The organism is Pseudomonas sp. (genome assembly GCF_033723075.1).
In the GTDB taxonomy this organism is placed as follows: domain Bacteria; phylum Pseudomonadota; class Gammaproteobacteria; order Pseudomonadales; family Pseudomonadaceae; genus Aquipseudomonas.
Genome location: NZ_JAWVXU010000009.1, coordinates 132,501 through 157,509, shown reverse-complemented (window position 1 = coordinate 157,509; position 25,009 = coordinate 132,501). Strand labels below are relative to the sequence as shown.

Below are 25,009 nucleotides of genomic sequence, written 5' to 3'. Positions count from 1 at the left end.
GAACGGAGGAACAACGAATGTTCGCCCCTGCCAACCAGACCCATTTCAGCCTGAGTATCGAAGGCGTCAGTCACGATCTGCAGGTCCTCGAGTTCAGCGGCCGCGAAGCGATCAGCCAGCCCTTCGTGTTCGAACTGGAGCTGGTCAGCGAACGTCCCGACCTCGACCTGGAAAGCCTGCTGCATCAATCGGCATTCCTGGCGTTATCCCAAGCCGGCAACGGCATCCACGGGCAGATCTACCGCGTCGCCCAGGGCGAATCCGGCAAGCGTCTGAGTCGCTACCACGTGACCCTGCGCCCGCAGCTGGCCTACCTGGCGCACCGCAGCAACCAACGGATCTTCCAGCACCTGACGGTGGAAAAGATCATCGGCCAAGTGCTCGAAGAGCACGGCATCCAGGCCAACGCCTACCAATTCCAACTCGGCTCGATCTACCCCGAGCGCGAGTACTGTGTGCAGTACGACGAAACCGACCTGCACTTCGTCCAGCGCCTGTGCGAGGAAGAAGGCATTCACTACCACTTCCAGCACAGCGAGCAGGGCCATGTGCTGGTCTTCGGCGACGACCAGACGCCTTTCCCCAAGCTCGCGCCCACCGCCTATCAGCAGGACAGCGGCCTGGTCGCCGATGAGGCGGTGATCAAACGCTTCGGCGTGCGCGTGGAAACCCGTACCAGCCGGGTGACCCGCCGCGACTACGACTTCGAAAAGCCCAAACTGCTGATGGAGGCCGAGGCCAAGAGTAAATTCGGCCCGGACCTCGAGGACTACGACTACCCCGGCCGCTTCGTCGACCGCGAACGCGGTAAGCACCTCAGCCAACGCACCCTCGAACGCCACCGCCACGACTTCGAACTGGCCCAGGGCGAGAGCGACCAGAGCCTATTGGTCAGCGGCCACTTCCTCGCCTTCACCGACCACCCGCGGCACAGCTGGAACGACCCCTGGCTGCTCAGCGAAATCCACCATGAAGGCAAGCAACCGCAGGTGTTGGAGGAATCCATCACCAGTGCTCCCTCTCCCCTCCGGGGAGAGGGCTGGGGTGAGGGGCAAGGTGAGGGGCAAACAGACACCACCGATTTCATCCAGGGCTACCGCAACCACTTCACCGCCACCCCTTGGGCGGTGCCCTACCGCCCCGGTCTGGAACACCCGAAACCACGCATCCTCGGCAGCCAGAGCGCCGTGGTCACGGGACCGGCCGGCGAAGAAATCCACTGCGACCAGTACGGTCGAGTCAAAGTGCAATTCTTCTGGGACCGCCAGGGTCAGGCCGACGACAAGACCAGTTGCTGGCTACGAGTATCGAGCAGCTGGGCCGGCGACCGCTACGGCGCCATCGCCATCCCGCGCATCGGCATGGAAGTGCTGGTGACCTTCCTCGAAGGCGACCCCGACCAGCCCCTGGTCACCGGCTGTCTGCACCACGCCGCCCATGAAGTGCCCTACGACCTGCCGGCCAACAAGACCCGCACGGTATTCAAGACCCTCAGCTCGCCGGGCGGCGAGGGCTATAACGAGCTGCGCATCGAGGACAAAAAGGGCGAAGAACAGATTTATATCCACGCCGAGCGCGACTGGGACGAAAACATCGAGCACGACCAGAAGATCCGCATCGGCCACCAACGCCACGACACCGTCGAGGCCAACAGCTACAGCGAATTCAAAGCCGAAGAACACCGCACCACCCACCTCGACCGCAAGAGCGAAGTCAAAGCCAACGACCACCTCACCGTCGGCAACAACCAGCACATCAAGATCGGCACCGGCCAGTTCATCAACGCCGGCAACGAGATCCACCTGTCCAGCGGCCAGAAAGTCGTGCTCGAAGCCGGCAGCGAACTGACCTTCAAAGCCGCCGGCAGCTTTATCAAGCTCGACGGCAGCGGCATCACCCTGGTCGGCCCGACCATCAAGTTCAACTCCGGCGGCGGCCCGGGCAGCGGCTCGGGGGCGGCGCCGATTCGGCCGGGCAAGGTCAAGGCGGCGGATGCGGATAAGGCGGGTATACCGCTGGAGGCGCTGGTGAAGCAAAACCTGTTATTTCGTAGTGCCAGCTCAGGCATATGTGAGGTCTGCGAAGCAGCCAAAAGGAGTAAGGCATGAGAGCCCTAGAGACGAACAAGGGGGCGCTCTTACTCGATGGCGCACAATATGAGGACGCATTTGCCTGGTTGTACCAACACTACCCCAGCCATCAGCCGCTGCCCCTGCTAGCCGGCACAGCCTATGAGCAGATAGCAGATGCAGGCCCCATCCTGATTGATGCGCCTGTAGGCAGCTTTGCCTATGCTGCCTGGTCGCAAGGTAGTGATCTGGTTTCTGCGCTTTGGCTGGAGTCTGAAGTGCAAGCCGAAGAGCTCGTAACGATTCTGCAGCGACGGCTTCGCATCTTCGCACCGGATGGCCGCGAGCTTTGGCTGCGACTGGGCGACGGCCGATCGCTCCGCCAAGCCTGGCTAGGGGGCGCGCAATGGCCGAACGGGTTTTGGTATGGCACTTCACGGATTTGGCTTCGGCATCAAGAGGCCATTATCTGTGCTTGGCACAATGACGAGCCTGGACACGATATGGCGCCCGCCGAAACAGGCATTACTGCTCAAATAACCCTCGACTGGCCCGTGCTTCAGGCGTTGGCAGCACAAGTCGACACCGCACAGGAAGTGTAAGCATGACCGCTCAGCAAAAAGAGACGGGTACTCTTTCCCCAGCTGCCTGCCCCCTACTGGCTGCGGTAATGCCTCTGCGTTATGCGATTGGCCCGACGCTGGCCGTCGACACCAGCGCCTATGATTTGCCCGCGTTGACAGGCTCGTTCCCGGACCTAGGCAAAGACGCCCCGCTGATTGGTGAACGGTCGCTGAATTACACCGCCCGGTTGTTACGCGATGGATGGTTGTATGTGTGGCAGCCAGGGCAGAACAGGTTGCTCGAATATCGCGTCACCCAAGCCAACTTGGCGCAAACGCCGCGTGCCGGCAGGGTGATCGATACCCGTAGCTTGCCCTATCTATTGCTGCCAGCAGGCGAGCCGGCCATGTTGGCCTGGTCACCTAGCCAGTGGAGTGAGGCGCAATTCAGTGCAGCCAAGGCAAAAACGGATGTTCGCCAACGTGTCATGCGTGAAATCACTCCGGGTGCGGCACCTTTTAGTGGCAAGGCTTCTGGTATTCATGAGCGCATTGGCGATTACATGGACGCGCAACACTATGCCTGGAGTTGCGAGCCGTCCACCCAGCATCGCCCCAGCTGGCCGCGCCTATTGGATGACATGCAGCGCTGCGAACAGCAGGCCTACGCGCTGATCGACGACCCCTGGGGAGTGCTGCTCGACTTGGCAGGCCTGATGCGCGCGCGCGGCCTAGCTTACGACAAGTTGTGCGCAGAAAAGCGCGACGACTGGGCAGTGGCCACCGTACTTAAATCGCTAAGCGAAAGCGACAAACAGGTTCGCGAACAACTGCCAGATATTACCGACCACACGCGCCTGAAGCGTACATGGCAAGAGCAGGAGCAAGCGGCCAAGACCCATGAACTGGATGCGCGCCGTTTGGCCGAGCTGTGGGTGAGCTGGTTTGAAACCCTGGGCCGGCAGGGGCCGGCGACCCTAGAAACTGCGTGCGGCCATTTCGATATCACCCAGTCCGCGGCGCGTGAACTCTTAGAGACCTACTTTGCTGCCGCGTGCCTGGGGCCAAGCGCCAACGGTGCCAGCATCAAGGCCATTGAGGCCGCGCTTGATCTGGACACCAGCGCTAATGGCAAACCATGGCTGGTTTGGTCAGTGTTGGGTGTGGCCAAGCGGCTGACGCCGGGGGAGATCAAGCAAGCCTTGCATGTAGTGGAGAATCTCCAACCGGTGGAGGCCGACTTGCTGCAAGCTGGCGAGCGCGCATTGCATTATGGCGAGCGCATGGTGCGGGCGCTGACACTGGCCGCCGCGATTAACCTAGGTGCCGATCAACTGGAAGAGCTGACCCTGGCCAAGATCAGCGAGCCCCTGGCCGCCGTCTTTGCGCCCATTATGGGGGGGCGCATGCCAAGCCTGACCCAACAGGTCAATCACGCCTCGATGGTGCTGCTGAAGGCTTTTTTGGCGCGAAGCGCTCAGCGTTTGGATGTATTGGCCATGAGCCCGCGGCAGAGTCTTGAGTGGCTGAGTAGCTTGTATCAAGGGGCGCATAATAAAGGTCAGAAACGGCGCTTGCAGAAGGAAATCGAGCGCCTGCGCCAAAAGGAGCAACGCCTAGCCCGCCAAGCGGCAATGACCCCAGCGTCGCCTAAATCTGCAATTTTGGCAGAGCACATTGAGGAAGCGACACCACATTTGCGGATAGTACCAAAACCCCAACCAGCGCCGCCTCACCCGCAGCCTGGCTACGGCAGCGATGTCCCACCCTCCCCCCCAGCTAAGGCGCCTGTTCCATCGGCACCTCCCAGCATCAGAGAGCCCGATCTAGTGCCGCTACGAGGCCAAGACAGAAGTATCTCGATGCCGAAGAGCTTTGCCAATGTGTTGGAGGAAGCTCCGCTTAAGTCGCTGATTGCTCTGGCTGCTGTTTGGAATTTGTATCAAGTAAATGAGACTTACCAAAGGCAAGAAACGGGGAAGAGCAGGGTAGCTCGTATAAGTGCAATGTTTGCAGCAGGCACTGCCGTTTCTGCATTGGTTCAAAAAGTGGCTGAGGTCAAGTGGGAGCGCCATGCACTTACAGCAGGAAAACAGAACTCAGGGGCGCAGAAGCTATTGGCCGATGCGTTGGGCGTTGGTGCCAGAACGATGCTCTTTCAGGCGGTGACTGCGGGTATTGATACCGTATATTTCGGTTGGGAAGCGCTCGACTCCTTCCAGGCCGGCGATATGGACAGCGCGGCGACCCAGGCGGGGATCAGCGCCGCCAACCTGGCTATGATGCGACTGTCGGTGCAGATGTTTCGCGCTTTGCGCGTCGCCCGTGCGGCGGTGATCGTCGGCCAGGCCACCGCTCTGGGGCGAGGCGTATCCGCAATTCCCGCGCCACTATTAGCTCAGGCTGCAGGGCTTACCATTACCATATTGGGCGGCCTTGTTGCCCTGCTCTACACCAAAGACACCCCGCTAGAGAGTTGGGTCAAGCAGACCCGGTTTGGCACCTATCCGGCCGACTGGGCCGTGGCCTATGAACAAAGCATGATGGCCTACTACCAAATGGTGCTACCGGTAGAAGTGGCTATCCATCGGTGGACGGATATCAATCCTATGACTGGCGATTGGGTTAATGAAATTCGCTTGATCTTGTTACTGCCTGGGCAGGCTGCGTACCGACAAGGTATGGTCAGCTTCGATGGGCATGAGGAGTGGGAGCTCGATCGGGGCCTGTTGAGCTTTAGCGAAAGCATAAGCAAGCCGCTGCGGTGGGATGAGGACGACCCTATTCCGCTCTATGAAGACACGGGCACTCGCGTCACGCCTGAACCTGGTGGCGTGCTGCGCCTAAGCTGTGCCTATCACAACAGCGAGACCCTGTCGTTTCAAGGCATTAAAGGTGCTCTGACCTATCAGCCCATCGACGGGTTGTATCTGCCGTCCATCAATATCGACGAGAGCTAGGATCATGAGCCTAGATACATTGCGAACCCTGTTGGCCGATAAACTCAATGGGCAAAATCCTAGTGCCGTTCTAGGCGCTGATAAACCTACAAGTCAGCAGCCAATGGCCCTGTTTGACATCGAAGAGCAAACCGAGCAATTTTTGGCGATACAACCTGGAGATGCGTCATCTAAAGGGTTGCTTACCGGTGTGCTAGGGGGAGTAGGATTTGTCTTTGCACTACTCGCCGCTAAATCGTTTTACAGCGGGGGGTATGACGAGTCTGTCTTATTTGATGCAAGTATTGCAGTTGCACTATTTTTCATCCCTTTTCTTTGGGAAGTATGGCGCCCTTTGTCGCTTCCGATCCTTTTCAATCGCCGGACCCGTGAAGTTTACTTTCAGCAGGATAACGAGCTGTTCCACACGCCTTGGGATGGCATTGCCGCAGCAGCTTATGAGTTCCATATGATGGGGCCATATACTGGGGGTACCCGCAACGCCGCCCTCGAAGTGTTGATTCATCGTCTCGGCCAGCCTGAGCAGCGCATGTTGTTGAGCCTGGGCTTGCCCATGGGCAAGAGCGTGGAGATGCAGCAAGGTTTTTGGGAGTACCTGCGTGCTTACATGAACAATGGTCCTTGGTTCGATGAGCAGGGCAATCACAGCGAGTCGGATGAATTTGTCAAAAGTCAGCTAGCAGTCCGCTATCGCCCTAGCAAGGTTCTACGTAATACCTGGGATCGAATACTGGAAAAGCGTCAAGCCGCAGGTGGTAAGAATTATTTGGATTTGAGCGATGCCGTCATGTTGCTCGGCACAGTGGTTCTCCACCCCATGGGGGTTATTCAGGAGTTCACCTATAACGTCGCCAAGCGCCGTAGCCGCAAGCAGTGGCCTGAATTGGTGGAAGAACGGCTGCGTCCAGACGGCCCCACCACCCGGCTGATCGATCTAGAGCGTGAACGCGGTTTGGACGTATAAGCGTAAAGGAAGGTAGGTGCACAATCTAAATTAAGCCAACCGCAAACCGAGCTACTAGACCCAGCAGGGGACAGCCTCAGTCTGATTGCCTGGGTGATGATGCGGCCTGGGGCTATGGGCTGATGGCCGTGGGCGGCCTGGTCGGGGTGGCAGGGGGCTTCTTTACCGCCAGCGGCACCACCCTGCTTGGCCTGGGGCCGGTGGCCTGGGCCACCCTGCTGCTTATCCTGGCCGGCGCAGCCCTGGTCTGGTGGCTGGACGACACGCCCCTTGAGGAGTGGTTGACCAACGGCCCCTTCGGTGACAGCCGCAGCGACAAGGTGGCGCATCTGTGGAATGACCCGCAAGAGGCCTTCTATCGCTTGGTCAGCCTGTTCGCCGGCATCCGCATCAGTATCGGCGCGAACCCGGAACAAGCGCGCCACAGCGGTGCCATGGGCCTGCTCGACCCGGCCGAGTTTCAGGCCGTGCGCCGCGCCAATACCCGCGTGCGTATCGAGAGCAACCTGCCGGGTCTGGCGGCCAGTCTGGGCAGCGCCAGCATCCGGGCGCACAGCCGGCTGCGCAGCAGCAGCCATCGCCTGACCCACAAGGACCATATCCAGCTGAGCAACCATAGCCTCAGTCCCGTCCAGCCTCTGGCCCAGCGCCTGTTCCCGGATGCATTAGAACTGTTCTACGAAGTACCGGCCTCTCAAGTCATTCCGCGTCGCGAGCCATTTAACTGGCAGACCCATGAGCTGGTTGTACGCGCGCAGATCAACCTGCAAGGTGAGGCGCGCAATTGGGTGTTCCCGGCACCGCCACCGGTTGACCGGCTCAGTTACAACGCCAGCGAGCACGGCGAGCCGAAATTCGACACAATCGAGCAGCCTTATTGGGCCGATGAACAAACCAATAGCAATCAGGATATACAGCCGTAAGGATGCACTGCCCCATGACCGCCCACTACAGCTCCAGCGCCTATCATCCGGCGCGCATTCCCGATCAGCCAGCCTCGGCCAAGCGAAATTGGCTAAAGCGTTTCGGTAATTCGCGCCTGCCTTGGGGACATACTCAGGATATCGTACCTGTCGGTATGCTCAGTGGTACGACTCCGGCCGACTTGCGCGCCATCGAACAGTACGAGGAAGAGTTGGCGTCAGGCCAAAAGCAGCGGCAAGCCTACGAGAAACTGGACTATCACCAGCTGATCGATCATGAGCGCTACAGGTATGCATCACTCTCCAAGCGGAGCCTGTTTTGGTTTTACTTATGGGGAGGGGGGCGTTTTGTATTTTGGGCAATGCTCCTCTTGTTACCTTTCCCTTGGCTGCTAGAGGCTTATTCCTCTCTCGATGGGTTTATAACCGCATTAGTACATAGCATTGTAGATAGCGCACCAGTATTTCTCGGTCCCCCTCTGGCCTGCTGGACCATAGGCTCCTTTTTTGTCCATAAACTGCCCAACTGGGTTGTCCGCCCCTCCAAAGGCCCGCTCTGGGAGCTTAATCGCTGCACCGGTATGGTCACCATTTTCGATTACGACAATATGGGCGAGTACCAGCGCAGCGGCACCATCGGCGAATTTACCAACCCCTTCCACGAGTTCGATGCCTATATCAGTAGCGGCCCTGACCGCCAGGGGCTGATGTGGCACCAGTTGTACCTGGCTCACCGCTACCATGAGCTGGTGATCAACCTCAGCCCCATAGTGCCGAAAGACTCGTCGATGGCCTCGCAGTTCGCCGCCTGGGACTTTATCCAGAACTATATGGACATCAGCCGGCCACTGCCGGATATCCCGCTGTTCGAGCAGTACCGCGACCAAGACCCCGTCACAGCCGCGCATGATCAAGACAACCATCGCTCCGCGCGTTACTGGCGCGATATGGACGACGCCACCTGGGAGGCCAAGCTCGACGAAATGCAGGCCAGGGTCAATGCCTACGACATCACCGGGCGCACCAACTCGATGAGTCGGCACGTGCGCTATGTCGATTGAGACGGCCACTCGCGGGGCCGATACCCACTACAGCGCCTACCACCCGGCGCGCATTCCCGACCGAAACAAGGGGAGTCAGGTCTTGTCTTTTGCCTTCGCCATTATCATTCGGCTGACCCGTGAATAATGCAGACCAGAATAATCGGCTATTTCCTTCAGACTGTAGCCGCTACTTGCCAAGCAAAAGGCAAGACCTGCCCCCGGCTCTTTTGCAAGGACGCGATATGACCGAACACGCCGGCGAAGTAGAACGGGGCTTGCTCTGGATGCAGGAGCACCTGGCCCCATTGCCCATTCCCACCGGACAACCTGCCAGCGACCTGATGAATATCATCTGGCGCAAGAACGAGGCTTATCTGGATATCGGCAGTTTCGCTATGGCAGCGGGCTGGCTGACGCTGCACTGCCTATCAGTTATGTTTGTAGCCATTTCAATCTGGGTTGCTTCAACAGGTGATTATTGGGCTGGCTTGGCGATTCTGGCCCTTTGTGGGGGGGGGGGGGGGGGTAATGGTCCCTCTCTGGTACTTGTTTATCAAGCAATGGCGCAAGCCCCTAACTCCACCGATTCGCTTCAATCGCCAGCGCCGCGAGGTATGTATTACCGAGCCAGACGGCAGCTACTGGTTCGTGCCCTGGGAGCGCGTATATGCCATCGCCCCCAGTGTCACCAACCTGGGCACCTATGGTGCGACCAAGCATGGCAGCCTGCTGCTGTGGTTCCCGCTCAAGGGCCAGGAACATGAAACCTATGGCCCCGACAAGAAGGGCTGGGTGCTGATGGTCAATCCCGGCGGCGGAATTTCCTCCATGGCGCAGTGGGAATGCATTCGCAGCTTTATGGAGACGGGGCCGGATGCGGCTCCAGAACCCTCGGTTATTCGTAACAAAGGCATGAGCCTTTGGCAGAGCTTTACCTACGATTTCATGCAAGCAGTAAAGTCCAGAGGGTGGCTGCTGGCGTTTTTGTGGGAAGGACTCGGCAGTTTGGTTTTCAACGGTTTTTTGCTGGAGCACTTGCTGCGCAAGAAACTCGCCCATATCCCCGACCTCACCGCCCCCGAAGTCGTCGAATGGTCCAAACCCCTACCGCCCGCGCAATGGGCCAAACGCTCTCCCGAGCTGGAGCTGGCCATCGCCAAGCGCGAGGCCGAGTTGGCCGAGCAATAAACCGCTCTCACGGCCGCAAGCCGGCACACCGCCCTGCAAAAGCCGGCTGATCGCCGGACACAGGCCTACCCCGTCGACCACAACCACACCGGCGAAAGGCCCATGCCGGGCACCGCCGGCATGTTCGGCTGCTTCGCCTACAACGCCTTTTCGAACACCTTGGAGTTGCGCTGAAAGTTGTACAGTGAAACGCGCGCCGCCGGCAGGCGGTCGACGCTGCTGGGCACGAAGCCGCGCTCGCGAAACCAGTGGGCGGTGCGGGTGGTGAGGACGAACAGGTGCTTCAGGCCCTGGGCGCGGGCGCGCGCCTCGATGCGTTCGAGCAGTTCGTCGCCGCGGCCGCCATGGCGATACTCCGGGTTGACCGCCAGGCAGGCCAGTTCGCCGTAGTCCGAGTCGTCGATCCGGTACAGCGCGGCGCAGGCGATGATCAGGCCCTCGCGCTCGACGATGCTGAACTGCTCGATCTCGCGCTCCAGCACCTCGCGCGAACGGCGCACCAGAATGCCCTGCTCTTCCAGCGGACTGATCAGTTCGATCAGGCCGCCGACATCCTCGATGGTCGCCTCGCGCAAGGACTCGAACTGCTCTTGCGCCACCAGGGTGCCGTTGCCCGCACGGGTGAACAGTTCGCTGAGCAGGGCGCCGTCCTCGGTATAGCTGACGATATGGCTGCGCCGCACCCCGCCTCTGCAGGCCTGGGCGGCGGCATCCAGCAGTTCGGCCTGGTAGCTGTTGCCCAGGCGCTGCATGTGCTGCGGCACCTGCTGCGGGCGCAGTTCGCGCACCAGCTTGCCCTGCTCGTCGAGCAGGCCGGACTCGGCACCGAACAGCAGCAGCTTGTCGGCGCCCAGGTCGATGGCGGCACGAGTGGCCACGTCCTCACAGGACAGGTTGAAGATTTCCCCGGTCGGCGAATAGCCCAGCGACGACAGCAGCACGATGCTGCGCTCGTCGAGCAGGCGGCCGATGCCCTTGCGGTCGACCCGGCGCACTTCGCCGGTATGGTGATAGTCGATGCCGTCGACCACGCCGATCGGCCGTGCGGTGACGAAGTTGCCGCTGGCCACGCGCAGACGTGCGCCCTGCATCGGCGAGGCAGCCATGTCCATCGACAGGCGCGCTTCGATGGCGATGCGCAACTGGCCGACCGCGTCGATCACGCACTCCAGGGTCGCGCCGTCGGTGACCCGCAGATCACGGTGAAAGTGCGGGATTATCCCGCGCGCAGCCAGGCGCGCCTCGATCTGCGAGCGCGAGCCGTGCACCAGCACCAGGCGCACGCCGAGGCTGTGCAGCAACACCAGGTCGTGGACGATATTGCCGAAATTCGGGTGGGCGACGCCCTCGCCCGGCAGCATCACGACGAAGGTGCAGTCGCGGTGGGCATTGATATAGGGCGAAGCATGGCGAAGCCAATTGACGTAGTCGTGCATTGCAGAGAGAACCTGTGAGTCGTGGAGAGACACATGAATAAAGCGCGGCAACGCGCCAGACGAAGCAGCCATCGTTACCCGCTTTATCGTCGCAGTTGGGGCATCACGCGTTCTCTCCTCCGGTTGGCAAGGGCCGCATGCAGGCTCATGGGGCCGGACTCAGGCAATAATGCTGAATCAATTCACGTAACAGACGCACGGTCGGCTCGAGACGTGACATTTCCAGGTACTCACCCGGCTGGTGGGCACAGTCGATATCGCCGGGGCCGAGCACCAGGGTCTCGCAGCCAAGCTGCTGAAGATAAGGCGCTTCGGTGGCAAACGCCACCGAAGCCGCGCTGTGACCGGTCAGGCGCTCGGCCAGGCGCACCAGTTCGCTGTCGGCGGCCTGTTCGAAGGGCGGCGCGCTGGGAAACAGCGGGGCGAAGTCGATCTTGACCTGATGCCGCTCGGCCAGCGGCTGCAGCTTCTGGCGGATGGCCGCGCGCAGCAATTCCGGCTGCATGCCCGGCAATGGGCGCAGGTCGAATTCCAGCGAGCACTGGCCGCAGATACGATTGGGGTTGTCGCCACCGTGGATGCAGCCGAGATTCAGGGTCGGTACCGGCACGCCGAACTGCGGGTTGTTGAACTCGCGCTGCCACTGGCCGCGCAGGCCGCGCAGCTCGGTCATCACGTCCTGCATCGCCTCCAGGGCGCTGTGACCGAGGCTCGGGTCGGAGGAGTGACCGCTCTGGCCGAGGATGTCGATGCGCTCCATCATGATGCCCTTGTGCAGGCGGATCGGCTTGAGCCCGGTCGGCTCACCGATCACCGCGGCGCGCCCCAGGGGCCGCCCCGCCTCGGCCAGGGCGCGGGCGCCGGACATCGAGCTTTCCTCGTCGCAGGTGGCGAGGATCAGCAGCGGCTGCCGGAAGCGCTGGTCCAGCAAGGGTTGCAGCGCCTCGATGACCAGGGCGAAGAAGCCCTTCATGTCGCAACTGCCCAGGCCGACCCAGCGACCATCGACCTCGGTCAGCTTGAGCGGATCGCTCTGCCACAAGGCCGCATCGAAGGGCACGGTGTCGCTATGTCCGGCCAGCACCAGGCCGCCAGGACCGCTGCCGTAACTGGCGAGCAGATTGAATTTACCCGGCCTGACTTCCTGCACCTCGCAGGCGAAACCGAGGTCGCCGAGCCAGCTCGAGAGCAGCTCGATCACCGGCCGATTGGACTGATCCCAGCGCGCCTGGGTACAACTCACCGAAGGCGCGGCGATCAGCGCGGCGAATTGCTCTTTGAAGGAAGGCAGGGGCATTGGCGGTCTCCGCGGACGTTGCCACCATCATAGGGGCAACGCCGGTGCGGATGAAACCGTCGAGGCTATCTCAGAGGAAGATGCCGCGCAGGATATAGAAGAACACGATGGCCAGGGCGGCACCGACCGGCAGGGTGATCAGCCAGGACATGAAGATCTTGCCGATCACGCCCAGGTTCAACGCACCAATCCCCCGTGCCAGGCCAACGCCCAGTACCGCGCCGACCAAGGTGTGGGTGGTGGACACCGGCAGGCCGATGGCCGAGGCGCCGACCACGGTGGTAGCAGTGGCCAGTTCGGCGGCGAAACCGCGGCTCGGGGTCAGCTCAGTGATCTGCTTGCCGATGGTGGCGATCACCTTGTAGCCGTAGGTGGCCAGGCCGATGACGATACCGATGGCGCCGAGCAGCAGGACCCAGGCCGGCAGCGCCGCCTTGGCCCCGACGGCCTCACCGCCGGACTGGATCACCCCGACGATGGCTGCCAGCGGGCCGACCGCATTGGCCACGTCATTGGAGCCATGGGCGAAGGCCATCGAGCAGGCAGTGAAGATCATCAGCACGGCGAAGACTTTTTCCACGCTGGCGTAGTGGAAATCCTTGTCCGCTTCGACGTCGATCTTGATCCGGCTGAGCAGGGCAATGCCCAGCAGCATCACCAGTACCCCGACACCCGCGGCGAGGAAGAAACCCTCGGTGCTGGAGAGGTTGAGGCCGATATGCTTGAGGCCCTTGGTCACGGTCACCAGGCTGACCATAAAGCCGGTGGCGAACATATACAGCGGCACGAAGCGCTTGGCGTTGACGAAGGGCTCATCGGTATCGATGATCAGCCGTTGCACGCTGACGAACAGGCCGAAGGCGACGGTGCCGGACAGTACCGGCGAGATCACCCAGCTGGCGACGATCGGACCGACGCCGGCCCAGTTGACCGCGTCCATGGACACACCGACCGCGGCGAAGCCGATCACCGCGCCGACGATGGAGTGAGTGGTGGACACCGGCCAGCCGCGGGTCGAGGCGATCAGCAGCCAGGTGCCGGCCGCCAGCAGCGCCGACATCATGCCCAGGACCATCAGGTCCGGGGTGATCAGCGACGCATCGACGATGCCGCTCTTGATGGTTTCGGTGACCTGGCCGCCGGCCAGATAGGCGCCGGCGAACTCGAAGACCATGGCGATCAGGATCGCCTGCTTGATGGTCAGCGCGCGCGAGCCCACCGAGGTGCCCATGGCGTTGGCCACGTCGTTGGCACCCACGCCCCAGGCCATGAAAAAGCCGAAGAGACAGGCAAGCAGCAGAAGTACGAGGCCGTAGTCCGCAATCAGAGACATAAATAATTAATCCGTAGATTCCAGAAAGGACACTGGCGCTTAGCGCGCCAGCAGTTGTTCCAGTCGGTTACCGACTCGCTCGGCACGGTCGGCGACATCGCCGATCCATTCGATGATCTGGTAGAGGAACATCACGTCGACCGGAGGAAGGTCCTTTTCCAGTTTGAACAGGGCACGCCGTACGTCGATCTGCATCAGATCGGTGTCACGCTCGATCTGCTCCAGCTCCTCGACCATGGAGCCGACCAGGGCGGCTTCGCGCCCGCCGAACCCGGTTTCCAGCAGCTCATCCAGCTCGTTCATGGCTTTCAGCGCCTGGGCGCTGGCATCCACGGTACGCTGCACGAAGGTCCGCATCAGTGGCTGTAAAGCCTGTGGAATGGCCATTTCGCGACCCAGCATCAGGCCGGCGATGTCCTTGGCGCGGTTGGCAACTTTGTCCTGTACACTCAGCAGCTCAAGCAGATCCGAACGCGGCACCGGTAGAAACAAGCTCTTGGGCAGGTGCAAACGTACGCTTTTCTTGAGCTTGTCGGCCTCGTCCTCCAGCCGCGCCATGTCCTGTTGCACCTGCCCGACCTTGACCCAATCTTCAGCCATCACGGCGTCGAAAAAAGGCACCAGGTGTGCGGCGCACTCATGGGCTTTGGCGAAGTGCTTCTGCATCGGCCCGATGGGCGAGCGACCGAACAGGCTGGCGAATGGATTGAGTGGCATAGGGTGAACCCCGGCTTTAAAGAAGGCGGCAAGTATACGGATCGCTCGAAAAGCTCGCCAGCACGCATCATCAGACTGTCACAATTTCACAGTAGGCGCTTAGCTCACCATCATGGTCAAAGAAACCGAAATCAAATTGCGGGTCAGCCGCGACACCCTGGCAGCCCTGCGCGAGCACCCGCTGCTGAAGAAGCGCAACAAGAGCGGCTGGGAACAGCGCGAGCTATTCAATCAGTATTACGACACGCCCGCCCGTGATCTGGCCCAGGCCAAGGTCGCCTTGCGCATCCGCCGCGATGGCGATGCCTTTATCCAGACCCTGAAAACCCGTGGCCAGAGCGTTGCCGGCCTGTCCGAGCGCAACGAATTCGACTGGTCCCTGGAGCAGGCCGAACTGGATCCGAGCAAGCTCGACGACAGCTGCTGGCCGGCGGCCCTGGCCGAACTGGACAAGAGCCTGCTGCAACCGATCTTCAGTACCGACTTCGTCCGCCAGCGTGCCGACATCGCCTGGGGTCGCGGCAAGGCCAAGGTGGTCATCGAAGCGGCCCTGGATCTCGGCAAGGTCATCGCCGGCGAAGGCGAAGAAGAAATCTGTGAGCTGGAACTGGAACTGCGCCAGGGCGAACCTGCCGCCTTGCTGGAGCTGGCCGCCGAACTCGCCGCCGATCTGCCACTGATGCCTTGCGACATCAGCAAGGCCGAGCGCGGCTACCGCCTGTTCGATGCCAGCAGTTACAGCCTCAGCCTGCCGGCCCCCGAATTGAACGCCGAAATGAGCCTGGATGACGGCTTTGCCGCCATTGCCTGGCACCTGCTCGGCAGCAGCCAACGCCTGGCCGAGCAATACCGTTTCAATGGTCATTGGCGCCTGCTGGTCGACTGGCTGGAACAACTGGTCGGCCTGCGGGCACTGATCGGCAGCCTCGGTCAGGCTGCGCCGCGCAGCAGCAGCAGCGAACTGCGCCAGACCCTCGACGCCCTGCTCAACGACTGGCGCCCACGGCTGCAGGCCGGTCAGCTCGACGATGCCGCGCGCCAGGCCGCACCCGCGCAGTTCGCCGCAGAGCTGCAAGGCACGCGCTGGGGCCAGTTCTCCCTGATCAGTTCGCGCTGGCTGTTGGCCAAGGGCTGGACGGTCGCACGCAACAACCGCGGCAATCGCCAGGGCGCCGCACCGCTGGGCAACTGGCTGCCGACCTTGCTGGCCGAGGAAGGCCATGACCTGCAGTTGACCCGCTACCAGAAGCAACCGGAAGACCTGGCCGAGCAACTGCCGCGGATCGAGCGCCTGCTGGTCTGGCTGCGCATGGCCCGCAGCGTACTGGAGGTGGCGGAAGTCGACCGTTTGTATGGCGAACTGAGCAAACTGAGCGAACAGGCCCATCGCCCCATCGACGCCGAGGTGCTGGCCGCACGACAAGCCCAGGCCCATATTGTGGCATCGCTGAAAGCCTGGAGAATGCTGGTGAAGTAAGCGTCTAGCAGCAGCCCTGTTCGTCGGCCACCAAGCGGGCCCAAGTCACAGTCAATGCGAATTGAACCCGTTTGCGCCGACAGATCCGATCATAGCGCCTACACTGACCGGGACTTGAACAGCGGAGTACTGGTCATGACGGAGCCGACGGAGCCACTGAGAGGCAAAGGCAAGCGCAGCGATCCAGCGCCGCCCTTTGAACAGGCCATCCTCTGGAGGCTCCAGCAATGATCAGACCGCCCTATGCCGGCAACCGGCGCATTCTGGTAATCGACGACAACCCGGCAATCCATCAGGACTTCCGCAAGATTCTCGGCGCCGGCCAGGACAGCCAAGCCATGCTGGCCGCCGCCGAGGCGGCTCTTTTCGGTGACGCCCCGCGCGTGGAGCAAGCCTTCGAACTCGACTCCGCCTATCAGGGCCAGGAAGCCCTGGCCATGCTCACCAGCGCACAGGAGCAGGGGCGGCCCTATGCCATGGCGTTCATCGACATGCGCATGCCGCCCGGCTGGGATGGGGTCGAGACCGTCGAACGTCTGTGGCAAGCCGACCCCCAGCTGCAGGTTGCCCTCTGCACCGCCTACTCCGACTATTCCTGGGAGGAAATGGCCGAGCGCCTCGACCTGGCCGACCGCCTGCTGATCCTGAAGAAGCCCTTTGACGCGATCGAGATCCGCCAGCTGGCCAGCGCGCTGACCGTGAAATGGCAGATGACCCAAGACGCGGCCATGAAGATGAGCGCCCTGGAGCAGGCGGTCGAGGAAAGAACCAGGGAGCTGTCCGACGCCAACATCATCGTGCGCAACAGCCCGACCATCCTGTATCGCCTGCGCGGCGAGCCGGCGTTTCCCCTGATGTACATCTCGCACAACATCACCAAGTTCGGCCACGATGCCGCCCGCCTGGTGGCCTCGCCGAACTGGGCGCAGGAGCTGATCCACCCGGACGATCTGCGGATGCTCGACGCGGCGATGGGGCGGGTATTGGAGAAGAGCGCCCAAGGCGCCTCGATCGAATTCCGCCTGCTGACCGGCGCCGACACTTACCGCTGGGTCGAGAACCGCTATGTCCCGGTGCGCAACAGCGAGGGCCGGCTGATCGAGATCGAAGGCATCATCCTCGACATCACCGAACGCAAGCTGGCCGAGGAGAAAATCGCCCTGCTCGCCCGCACCGACGGACTCACCGGCCTGGCCAACCGGGCGACCTTCATCGAGCGTCTGAGTCAGGCCTTCGCCGCAGCCGAGCGCGGCGCCCCCTCGTTCGCGATCTTCTACCTGGACCTCGACCACTTCAAGGAAGTCAACGATACCCTCGGCCATCCGGTCGGCGACCTGCTGCTCCAAGAAGTCTCCGCGCGCATCAAGAACTGTACCCGCGAGAGCGATGTGGTCGCCCGCCTGGGCGGCGACGAATTTGCCGTCTTGCAACTGAACATGGGCGAGCCGGCGAATGCGGGCGCGCTGGCGAAAAACATCCAGACCACTCTGGCATGTACCTACTCGCTCAATGGCAACGAGGTGCGCATCTCGGTCAGCATCGGCATCTGCCCCTATGCCCCGGGTAGTGCAGGAGCGGATGCCATGCTCACCCAGGCCGACCTGGCGCTTTACCGCTCCAAGGAAGAGGGCCGTAACCAGTACCACTTTCACTCCGAGGATCTCGACCAGCAGGTGCTCGAGCGGGTAACCCTGGCCAATGACCTGAAAAGAGCGATCGATCAGAACCAGCTGGCGCTGTATTACCAACCCCAGGTCGAGCTGTCGTCCGGAAAGATTTTCGGCATGGAGGCGCTGGTGCGCTGGAATCACCCCACCCGCGGTCTGCTCGCCGCCGATGTGTTCATCCACATCGCGGAAAGAACCGGCAGCATAGTGGCGCTCGGACATTGGGTGCTGGAACAGGCCTGCCGGCAAATGCGCCACTGGCGCGACGCCGGCGTGGCCCCACCGCTGATCGCGATCAACCTCTCGCTCGCCCAGATCAAGAGCGGGCAGGAACTGGTCCGCGATGTCACTGAAACCATCGCCAAATGGGGACTGGCCCCCACCGATCTGGAGTTCGACGTGACCGAGGCCACGCTGGCCCAGACCAAATGGACCCGCAACGATGTATTGCCCCAGCTGCGAGCACTCGGGGTGAAGATCGCCATCGACGATTTCGGCGCCGAATATTCCTCGTTCGACTACCTCAAGACCTACCGGGTCAACCACCTGAAGATCGCGCAGTCCTTCATCAACTCGGCCAGCGAGGATCCAGAGAGCGCCACGACCATCCGCGCCATCATCAACTTCGCCCGCGAGCTGGGCATTGGCATCATTGCCGGAGGCGTGGAAACCCATGAGCAGCGTGCCCTGCTGATATCGGCCGGCTCGACGAATCAGGCGCAAGGGTTCTATTTCAGCGAAGCGGTAGACAGTACCTGTGCCAGCGAACTCCTGCGTCATGGCCGCATCCTGGTGAGTGCGCCGGATGACGAGGCGGACCTTGCGCCCGAACCGCCGCAGGGCCACGTGTAAGGCGGACACCCAACCCTCTTTGGGGCCAAAACATGTTGATAACCCGTTGTTGTATATATAGAAATTCAACCAGCACATGGCTCCTGCAGTTTGCTGCGCGACAGCGCTTCGTCGAAGAACCCTCCTACGCAACGCAGCGACTGGTTCAACCACTGCACCGACGCAGACATAATTAGAAGGAAGCAGCCATGAATTGCCCTAGTGCCTCTTACACAGGTTTCACCTCGCCCGGCTTGCTGCTGAGTCTGCTCTTGGCTGCCTTGTCACCGTTGTCGCTGGCCACAGCGGGTGAGCCAGCGCTTGCCGAGCTGGCGGCGGTCCTCCCCGATCTGCGGGCCGGCGGCTATGTCATTTACTTCCGCCACGGCGCTACCGACCAGAAGGTTGCGGATGATCTCGAGCCAGACTTCAGCCGCTGCGAAACCCAACGCAACCTGTCCGAACAGGGCCGGGCGCAGGCGACGGAAGCTGGCAAGGCCATTGCGGCATTGGGCATCCCGGTCGGTGCGGTGATCTCCAGCCCGTACTGCCGCACCAAGGAAACCGCGCAACTGGCATTCGGACGCTATCAGGTAAATCCCGACCTGTATTTCGCCCTCAACGTGGATGCCACCGAGCGCGAGCGCCTGACCCTCGCGCTGCGCCGCATGCTGGCGACGCCGCCGGCCGCGGCGAGCAACACGGTGATCATCGCGCACACGGCCAACCTCAAAGAGTCCGCCGGTATCTGGCCAAAGCCGGAAGGCGTGGCCTATGTCTTCAAGCCCAAGGGTGACGATGCGTTCGTTGCGGTTGCCAAGGTCCTGCCGGATGACTGGGCGAAGCTGTCCGCTACCCTGGCGAAATGACCTCCACCGGCCTAGAGGGCGTCCGCATGCATTGGCTCAGTCAGCGAATCGAATCGCTGCCCCTGCATATTCGCTTCCTTATCGCGCCTGCGCTGAGTCTGGCGTGCGCCGTCCTGATAGTGCTGGCATTCGAGTTGGAGTCGGAGCGGCAGAATGCCTTGCTTCAGCATCTGGCGCGCGAGGACCTACCGGCCCTGGAAAGCCTGGCCAGCGTCGCCACCACGCTCGCCCGCAACCACACGGAGCTGTTTGACCTGCTGCACGACGCTCGCGAGCAACTGGACGAGGAGCAGCTCTACGAGCGCGCCAAGGTGCAAATCGAGGTCATGCGTCACCTCTCCGAGCAGTTCGAACAGACCCTCGACCAGCCGGCCGTCAAAGAGGACGAGCACCTGGCGGCCACCGCCTTGCACCAGTCATTGCTCGAAGGCACCCAGGCATATGTCGCGCAGGCCACCTCCGCCATCGAGCTGTCGACGGTCAACCTGGATCTGGCCTTGCGCGAGCTGGTTGCCGTCAACGCCGGTTTCATCCGCGTCAGCGAGCAGCTCCTCGAGTTCCAGGCGCAGGCCCGCGACGCACTGGGCACCAGTTTTCGCCAGAGCGCGGACCAGAACCGCAAGCGAGTCCTATGGCTGAGTATCGCGGCCTTGCTGCTGGGCATTGCGGCGCTGGTGTTTACCCTGCGCCTGACCCGACAACTCACCCGCACCCTCGACGGCCATATTCTCGACCTGACGCACCTAGGCCGCGCTGCGGAGGGAGACCTGGTCCGTCCAGCCGGCAAGGGCGTGCTCGAGGCAATGGCCAGTGCCATCGGCGCATTCCGCACCACCCTCGACAAGCTCGAGCACAGCGAAGCCGCGCTGAGGCAGTCCCATGACGAGCTGGAGCTGCAGGTGCAACAGCGCACCCGCGAACTGCGCGAGACCCAGAGCGAACTGGTGGCCACGGCACGCCAGGCCGGTATGGCCGAGATCGCCACCAACGTGTTGCATAACGTCGGCAATGTCCTCAATAGTGTGAACATCTCGGCCGACCTGGTCAGCCGCAGGGTACGCGCCTCCAAGTCGCAAGGGCTGGCCAAGGCGGTCCAGCTGATCAACCAGCACGCCGCCGATCTGGGCGAGTTCATCAGCCACGACGCCAAGGGCCAGCTGTTGCCGGGTTACCTGAACCAGCTGGTCGAAGCGCTCGCCAGCGAACAGCAGGGCATTATCGAAGAACTCGAACACCTGACCAGGAGCGTCGACCACATCAAGGAGATAGTCGCCACCCAGCAGTCCTATGCCGGCGCATCGAGCATGCTCGAAGCGGTGCGGGTCACCGACTTGCTGGAGGACGCCCTGCGCATGAATGCCGGGGCGCTGCAGCGCCATCGGGTCAGGGTGATCAAGGCGTTCAGCGAAGTGCCGCCGCTGTTGCTGGACAAGCACCGGCTGCTGCTGATCCTGATCAACCTGATCAGCAACGCCAAGCAGGCACTCTCGGCCCGGGATAACCCTGCGCACGCGCTGACCCTGAGCGTGCGGCTGCTGGACGAGGGCAACCTGCGAATCTGCGTGCAGGACAATGGCGAAGGCATCGCAGCGGAAAACCTCACCCGGATCTTTGCCCATGGTTTCACCACCCGCAAGGACGGCCACGGCTTCGGCCTGCACAGCTGTGCATTGGCGGCCATGGAGATGGAAGGCAGCCTGACGGCCCATAGCGATGGGCCGGGCCACGGCGCCGTCTTTGTCCTGGAACTGCCTGCCCATGCCGTAGCGGGCAGGTCATGAGACAGCCACCGCCACGCACGCTCGCCGCATGCCTCGTCTAGGGTCTGTTGCCCGCCGGCAGGGACCGTTCGAAGACAAAGAGGCTCGAGCGAAGGCGCGCAGACGACCATAATGAGCCGCGCAGGCGGCCGATGCGTATTGCCACAAGGAGTGCGTCATGCAGCAGCAGAGTCACATACGCAAAGCGCAGTCTTGCGCCACCGACGCGCAACAAGCCGCGCAGGAATTCCATGCCGGGGTGGCGCAACCCGATATGGCGCTGGTGGTCTTCTTCTGCTCCAGCGAGTACGACCTGGACGTGCTCGCCGGCGAAATACAGCGCCTGTTCGCCGGGGTGCAAGTCGTCGGCTGCACCACGGCCGGAGAAATCGGACCGGCCGGTTGCCGGGAACACAGCCTGACCGGGGCAAGCTTTGCGGCGAGCCATTTCAGCGCTGTCAGCGGCCATCTCGAGCACTTGCAGCAATTCGATGCCGACACCGGCCAGGCCTTTGCCCAGGGGTTGCTGCAAGAGCTGCACGCCCAGGCTCCGCACAGCGATACGGACAACGGCTTCGCCTTGCTGCTGGTCGATGGTTTGTCGCGGCGGGAGGAACCGGTAACCCGGACATTCCAGCGCGCGCTGGGCAAGCTCCCATTGATCGGCGGGTCGGCGGGTGATGCCATGAAGTTTGTGAAGACCCATGTCTATTGGCAGGGCCGATTCTGTTCCGACAGTGCCCTCCTGGTTCTGCTGACCTCGCGCCTGCCCTTGCGGATATTCAAGACCCAGAATTTCGTGACCACAGAGCAGCGCCTGGTTGTCACCGAGGCCGATGCCCCTTCCCGGGTCGTCAAGGAAATCAATGGGCTGCCGGCGAGCCAGGAATACGCCCGAATGCTCGGCATCGATGCCTGCGACCTTGACTCCGCGCGTTTCGCCGCCTGGCCGCTGGTCCTGACGATCGGCGGCACGACCTACGTGCGCGCCATCCAGAAAGCCAACCCGGATGGCAGCCTGACGTTCTTCTGCGCCATCGAAAACGGACTGGTACTGCGGCTGGCACAGGGCGCGGACCTCCTGCAGAACCTGGAGCAGACTTTTGCCGGGATACGGGCCGAGATCGGCCCGCCACTGCTGGTCCTCGGTTGTGATTGCATGGGGCGCAAACTGGAAATTGCCCAGAGCCCCGACAAACAGCGGATCGACGAAGTCCTGGTGCAGCACAACACCGTCGGCTTCAACACCTACGGCGAACAGTTCCGCGGCGTGCATGTCAATCAGACGCTGGTTGGCGTAGCAATAGGCCCGCAAGCCCTGGAGACCAACGATGCCTGAGTCAGCCGCGTGCCGCGAACCAACAACCGAGCAAGCCGCAGAGCGCGAAATCGTCCGGCTCAACAAGATCATCCGCGCCCTGATGGACCGTGCCGAACGCAGCGCCAATGCCCAGGGCTCGGACTTCGACCTGTTCCAGACCACGATCATGCTGGAAGAGCTGGTCCTCAGCCGCACGGCGGAGCTGCAAGCGGCCCTGGGCGAGAACGAGCAAATCACCCATGAACTGCGCCAGACCCAGAGCGAACTGGTGGCCACGGCGCGCCAGGCCGGCATGGCCGAAATTGCGACCAACGTGCTGCATAACGTCGGCAACGTGCTCAATAGCGTGAACGTCTCCGCCGAGCTGGTCAGCCGCAAGGTGCGCGCCTCCAAGGCCCAGGGGCTGGCCAAGGCAGTCCAGTTGATCAACCAGCACGCCGCCGACCTCGGCGACTTCATCAGCCACGACGCCAAGGGCAAGCTGCTACCGGCTTACCTGAACCAGCTGGTCGAGGCCATCGCCGCCGAGCAGCAGGGCATTGTCGAAGAGCTCGAACACCTGACCAAGAGCGTCGGCCACATCAAGGAGATAGTCGCCACCCAGCAGTCCTACGCCGGCGCGTCGAGCATGGTCGAACCGGTGCGGCTCGCCGACTTGCTCGAAGATGCCCTGCGCATCCACGCCGAGGCGCTCAGCCGCCAGCGGATCAGCGTAATCAAGGCGTTCGCCGCAACGCCTCCGCTGTTGCTCGACAAGCATCGGCTGCTGCTGATCCTGGTCAACCTGATCAGCAACGCCAAGGATGCGCTGTCGGCCCCGGCGGACCAATCGCGCACCCTGACCCTGAGCGTACGGCTGCTGGACGAGGGTAACCTGCGGATCTGCGTGCAGGACGATGGCGAAGGCATCGCGGCGGAAAACCTCACCCGGATCTTTGCCCACGGTTTCACCACGCGCAAGAATGGCCACGGTTTCGGCCTGCACAGTTGCGCGTTGGCGGCCATGGAAATGGGCGGCAGCCTGACCGCCCATAGCGAGGGACCGGACCGAGGTGCAACCTTCACCCTCGAATTACCCATTAGCGCCACACTGGATAGCCTATGAGTACGCGGCACAACCGACGCATCCTGCTGATCGACGATACGCCCTCGATTCATGAGGACTTCCGCAAGATCCTCCTGCTGGATAGCCAGACGGAGGCCGAACTGGATGAGGTCGAGGCGGCCCTGTTCGGCGAGGAGGTCAAGGCCGGCGCCCCACAGTTCGAACTCGACTCGGCCTACCAGGGTCAGGAAGGCCTGGCCATGGTTTGCCAGGCCATGCGTGCCAACCGCCCATATGCCATGGCATTCGTCGACATGCGCATGCCGCTGGGCTGGGACGGCGTCGAGACCATCGAACAACTCTGGCAAGAAGACCCGCGCCTGCAGATAGTGATCTGTACCGCTTACGCCGACTACTCCTGGGAAGAGGTTATCGACCGACTCGACAGCCGCGATCGGCTGCTGATCCTGAAGAAGCCCTTCGACAATATCGAGGTCTGCCAACTGGCCAGTACGCTGACGGCCAAGTGGGAAATGACCCAGCAGGCGGCCCTGCAGATGAGCGAGCTGGAGGCCAAGGTAGTCGAGCGAACCCTCGAGATCAGGCAAGCTAGCGAAGCACTGCAAGTGGAAATCCTCGAGCGCAAACAGCTGCAAAGCCAGCTGCTGCAAGCCGAAAAACTGGCCTCCATCGGCCAACTGGCAGCCGGCGTCGCGCATGAGATCAATAACCCGATCGGCTACATCTCCTCCAATTTCTGCACGCTCGAAGGTTATTACGCTGGGCTGCTGGAGATGCTGAGCGCCTACGAGGCCGTGGAGCAGACCGTGGGTTCACCGGAGGTGGCGGCCAAGCTGCAGAGCCTGCGTGAACGCCTGGAACTCGATTTCCTCAAGGAGGACATACCACAGCTGATGCGCGAATCCAGGCAGGGCATCGCCCGGGTACGCCAGATCGTCCAGGACCTGAAGGACTTCTCGCGGATCGACTCGACCCAGGAATGGCAGTGGGCCAATCTGGAAGAAGGCATCGACTCGACCCTCAACATCGTCGCCAACGAGATCAAGTACAAGGCCGATGTGGTCAAGCAATACGCGGGCATCGGCGAGATCGAATGCCTGCCTGCGCAACTCAACCAGGTCGTCCTCAATCTGCTGGTCAACGCCGCCCAGGCAATGGGGCCCGAGCGGGGTACGATCAGCATTCGCACCGGTACGGCGGCCGAGCGGGTCTGGATAGAGGTGGCGGATACCGGCCAGGGCATTGCTGCACAAGTCCTGCCGCGGATCTTCGACCCCTTCTTCACCACCAAGCCCATCGGCCAGGGCACCGGGCTGGGCCTGTCGCTCTCCTACGGCATCGTGCAGAAGCATAACGGCACGCTCAGGGTGGACAGCGAAGTGGGCCTGGGCAGCACCTTCCGCCTTGAACTGCCGGTGCGCCAGCCCGTGCGACCTGAATGACCGCGAGCGCCTCGAGCGGAGCGCCAGGTTGGGTAACCGATCACGCTTGACGCTTCGCCCTCACCAACAGTTTCGGGCATGCT

The 25,009-nt window shown here is 62.0% G+C and carries 17 protein-coding genes and 1 pseudogene; 14 read left to right on the top strand and 4 right to left on the bottom strand.

Annotated features, from left to right (window positions below):
* The first annotated feature begins 17 nt into the window (after positions 1-17).
* The 7 genes from tssI (at position 18) to R3355_RS12765 (ending at position 9,710) form a co-directional block, all read left to right on the top strand.
* Positions 18-2,108 carry a type VI secretion system tip protein TssI/VgrG gene (gene tssI / locus R3355_RS12795; protein ID WP_318961518.1) on the top strand — a complete coding sequence of 697 codons (2,091 nt, stop codon included), beginning with the start codon at positions 18-20 and terminating at the stop codon, positions 2,106-2,108.
* Entirely contained in the window at positions 2,105-2,671 is a 567-nt protein-coding gene (locus R3355_RS12790) for a DUF4123 domain-containing protein (protein WP_318961517.1), read from the top strand. Before tssI ends, R3355_RS12790 begins: the two co-directional genes overlap by 4 nt.
* Before the next feature lie 2 nt (positions 2,672-2,673).
* The gene (locus tag R3355_RS12785) at positions 2,674-5,592 is read left to right on the top strand and encodes a toxin VasX (RefSeq protein WP_318961516.1); all 2,919 of its coding nucleotides are present in this window, start codon (positions 2,674-2,676) and stop codon (positions 5,590-5,592) included.
* Between the two features lie 4 nt (positions 5,593-5,596).
* The gene (locus R3355_RS12780; protein ID WP_318961515.1) at positions 5,597-6,556 is read left to right on the top strand and encodes a hypothetical protein; all 960 of its coding nucleotides are present in this window, start codon (positions 5,597-5,599) and stop codon (positions 6,554-6,556) included.
* 122 nt (positions 6,557-6,678) lie between these two features.
* Positions 6,679-7,479, top strand: coding sequence for a hypothetical protein (locus R3355_RS12775; protein WP_318961514.1), 801 nt, complete (start codon positions 6,679-6,681; stop codon positions 7,477-7,479).
* 14 nt (positions 7,480-7,493) lie between these two features.
* Entirely contained in the window at positions 7,494-8,540 is a 1,047-nt protein-coding gene (locus tag R3355_RS12770) for a hypothetical protein (RefSeq protein ID WP_318961513.1), read from the top strand.
* Positions 8,541-9,170: 630 nt separating this feature from the next.
* Positions 9,171-9,710 carry a hypothetical protein gene (locus R3355_RS12765; protein WP_318961512.1) on the top strand — a complete coding sequence of 180 codons (540 nt, stop codon included), beginning with the start codon at positions 9,171-9,173 and terminating at the stop codon, positions 9,708-9,710.
* A 137-nt stretch (positions 9,711-9,847) separates the two neighbouring features.
* Here the strand turns inward: R3355_RS12765 and argA are convergent, their stop codons facing one another.
* The 4 genes from argA to R3355_RS12745 form a co-directional block, all read right to left on the bottom strand.
* Positions 9,848-11,146 (bottom strand): amino-acid N-acetyltransferase, encoded by a 1,299-nt coding sequence (gene argA, locus R3355_RS12760; RefSeq protein WP_318946147.1) that lies wholly within the window; start codon positions 11,144-11,146, stop codon positions 9,848-9,850.
* Between the two features lie 145 nt (positions 11,147-11,291).
* Positions 11,292-12,443, bottom strand: coding sequence for an acetylornithine deacetylase (argE, locus tag R3355_RS12755; protein ID WP_318961511.1), 1,152 nt, complete (start codon positions 12,441-12,443; stop codon positions 11,292-11,294).
* 70 nt (positions 12,444-12,513) lie between these two features.
* Positions 12,514-13,776 (bottom strand): inorganic phosphate transporter, encoded by a 1,263-nt coding sequence (locus tag R3355_RS12750; protein ID WP_318961510.1) that lies wholly within the window; start codon positions 13,774-13,776, stop codon positions 12,514-12,516.
* Between the two features lie 39 nt (positions 13,777-13,815).
* Positions 13,816-14,493: a TIGR00153 family protein gene (locus tag R3355_RS12745; RefSeq protein WP_318946144.1), complete on the bottom strand. Its 678-nt coding sequence runs from the start codon at positions 14,491-14,493 to the stop codon at positions 13,816-13,818.
* Between the two features lie 112 nt (positions 14,494-14,605).
* Here R3355_RS12745 and R3355_RS12740 point away from each other — a divergent pair, with 112 nt between their 5' ends.
* The 7 genes and pseudogenes from R3355_RS12740 (at position 14,606) to R3355_RS12710 (ending at position 24,926) form a co-directional block, all read left to right on the top strand.
* Positions 14,606-15,970 carry an inorganic triphosphatase gene (locus R3355_RS12740; protein ID WP_318961509.1) on the top strand — a complete coding sequence of 455 codons (1,365 nt, stop codon included), beginning with the start codon at positions 14,606-14,608 and terminating at the stop codon, positions 15,968-15,970.
* A gap of 227 nt (positions 15,971-16,197) precedes the next feature.
* Positions 16,198-18,489, top strand: a complete 2,292-nt coding sequence (locus tag R3355_RS12735) for an EAL domain-containing protein (protein WP_318961508.1) — start codon at positions 16,198-16,200, stop codon at positions 18,487-18,489.
* 233 nt (positions 18,490-18,722) lie between these two features.
* Positions 18,723-19,337 (top strand): histidine phosphatase family protein, encoded by a 615-nt coding sequence (locus R3355_RS12730; RefSeq protein ID WP_318961507.1) that lies wholly within the window; start codon positions 18,723-18,725, stop codon positions 19,335-19,337.
* 26 nt (positions 19,338-19,363) lie between these two features.
* Entirely contained in the window at positions 19,364-21,118 is a 1,755-nt protein-coding gene (locus R3355_RS12725) for an ATP-binding protein (RefSeq protein WP_318961506.1), read from the top strand.
* Positions 21,119-21,275: 157 nt separating this feature from the next.
* The gene (gene nosP, locus R3355_RS12720; RefSeq protein WP_318961505.1) at positions 21,276-22,436 is read left to right on the top strand and encodes a nitric oxide-sensing protein NosP; all 1,161 of its coding nucleotides are present in this window, start codon (positions 21,276-21,278) and stop codon (positions 22,434-22,436) included.
* Between the two features lie 208 nt (positions 22,437-22,644).
* Positions 22,645-23,523: pseudogene (locus tag R3355_RS12715) on the top strand (sensor histidine kinase); the annotation flags it as partial.
* On the top strand, positions 23,520-24,926 hold the full coding sequence (locus tag R3355_RS12710) for an ATP-binding protein (protein ID WP_318961504.1): 1,407 nt from the start codon (positions 23,520-23,522) through the stop codon (positions 24,924-24,926). The pseudogene R3355_RS12715 and the gene R3355_RS12710, both read left to right, overlap by 4 nt.
* Positions 24,927-25,009: the final 83 nt, after the last annotated feature.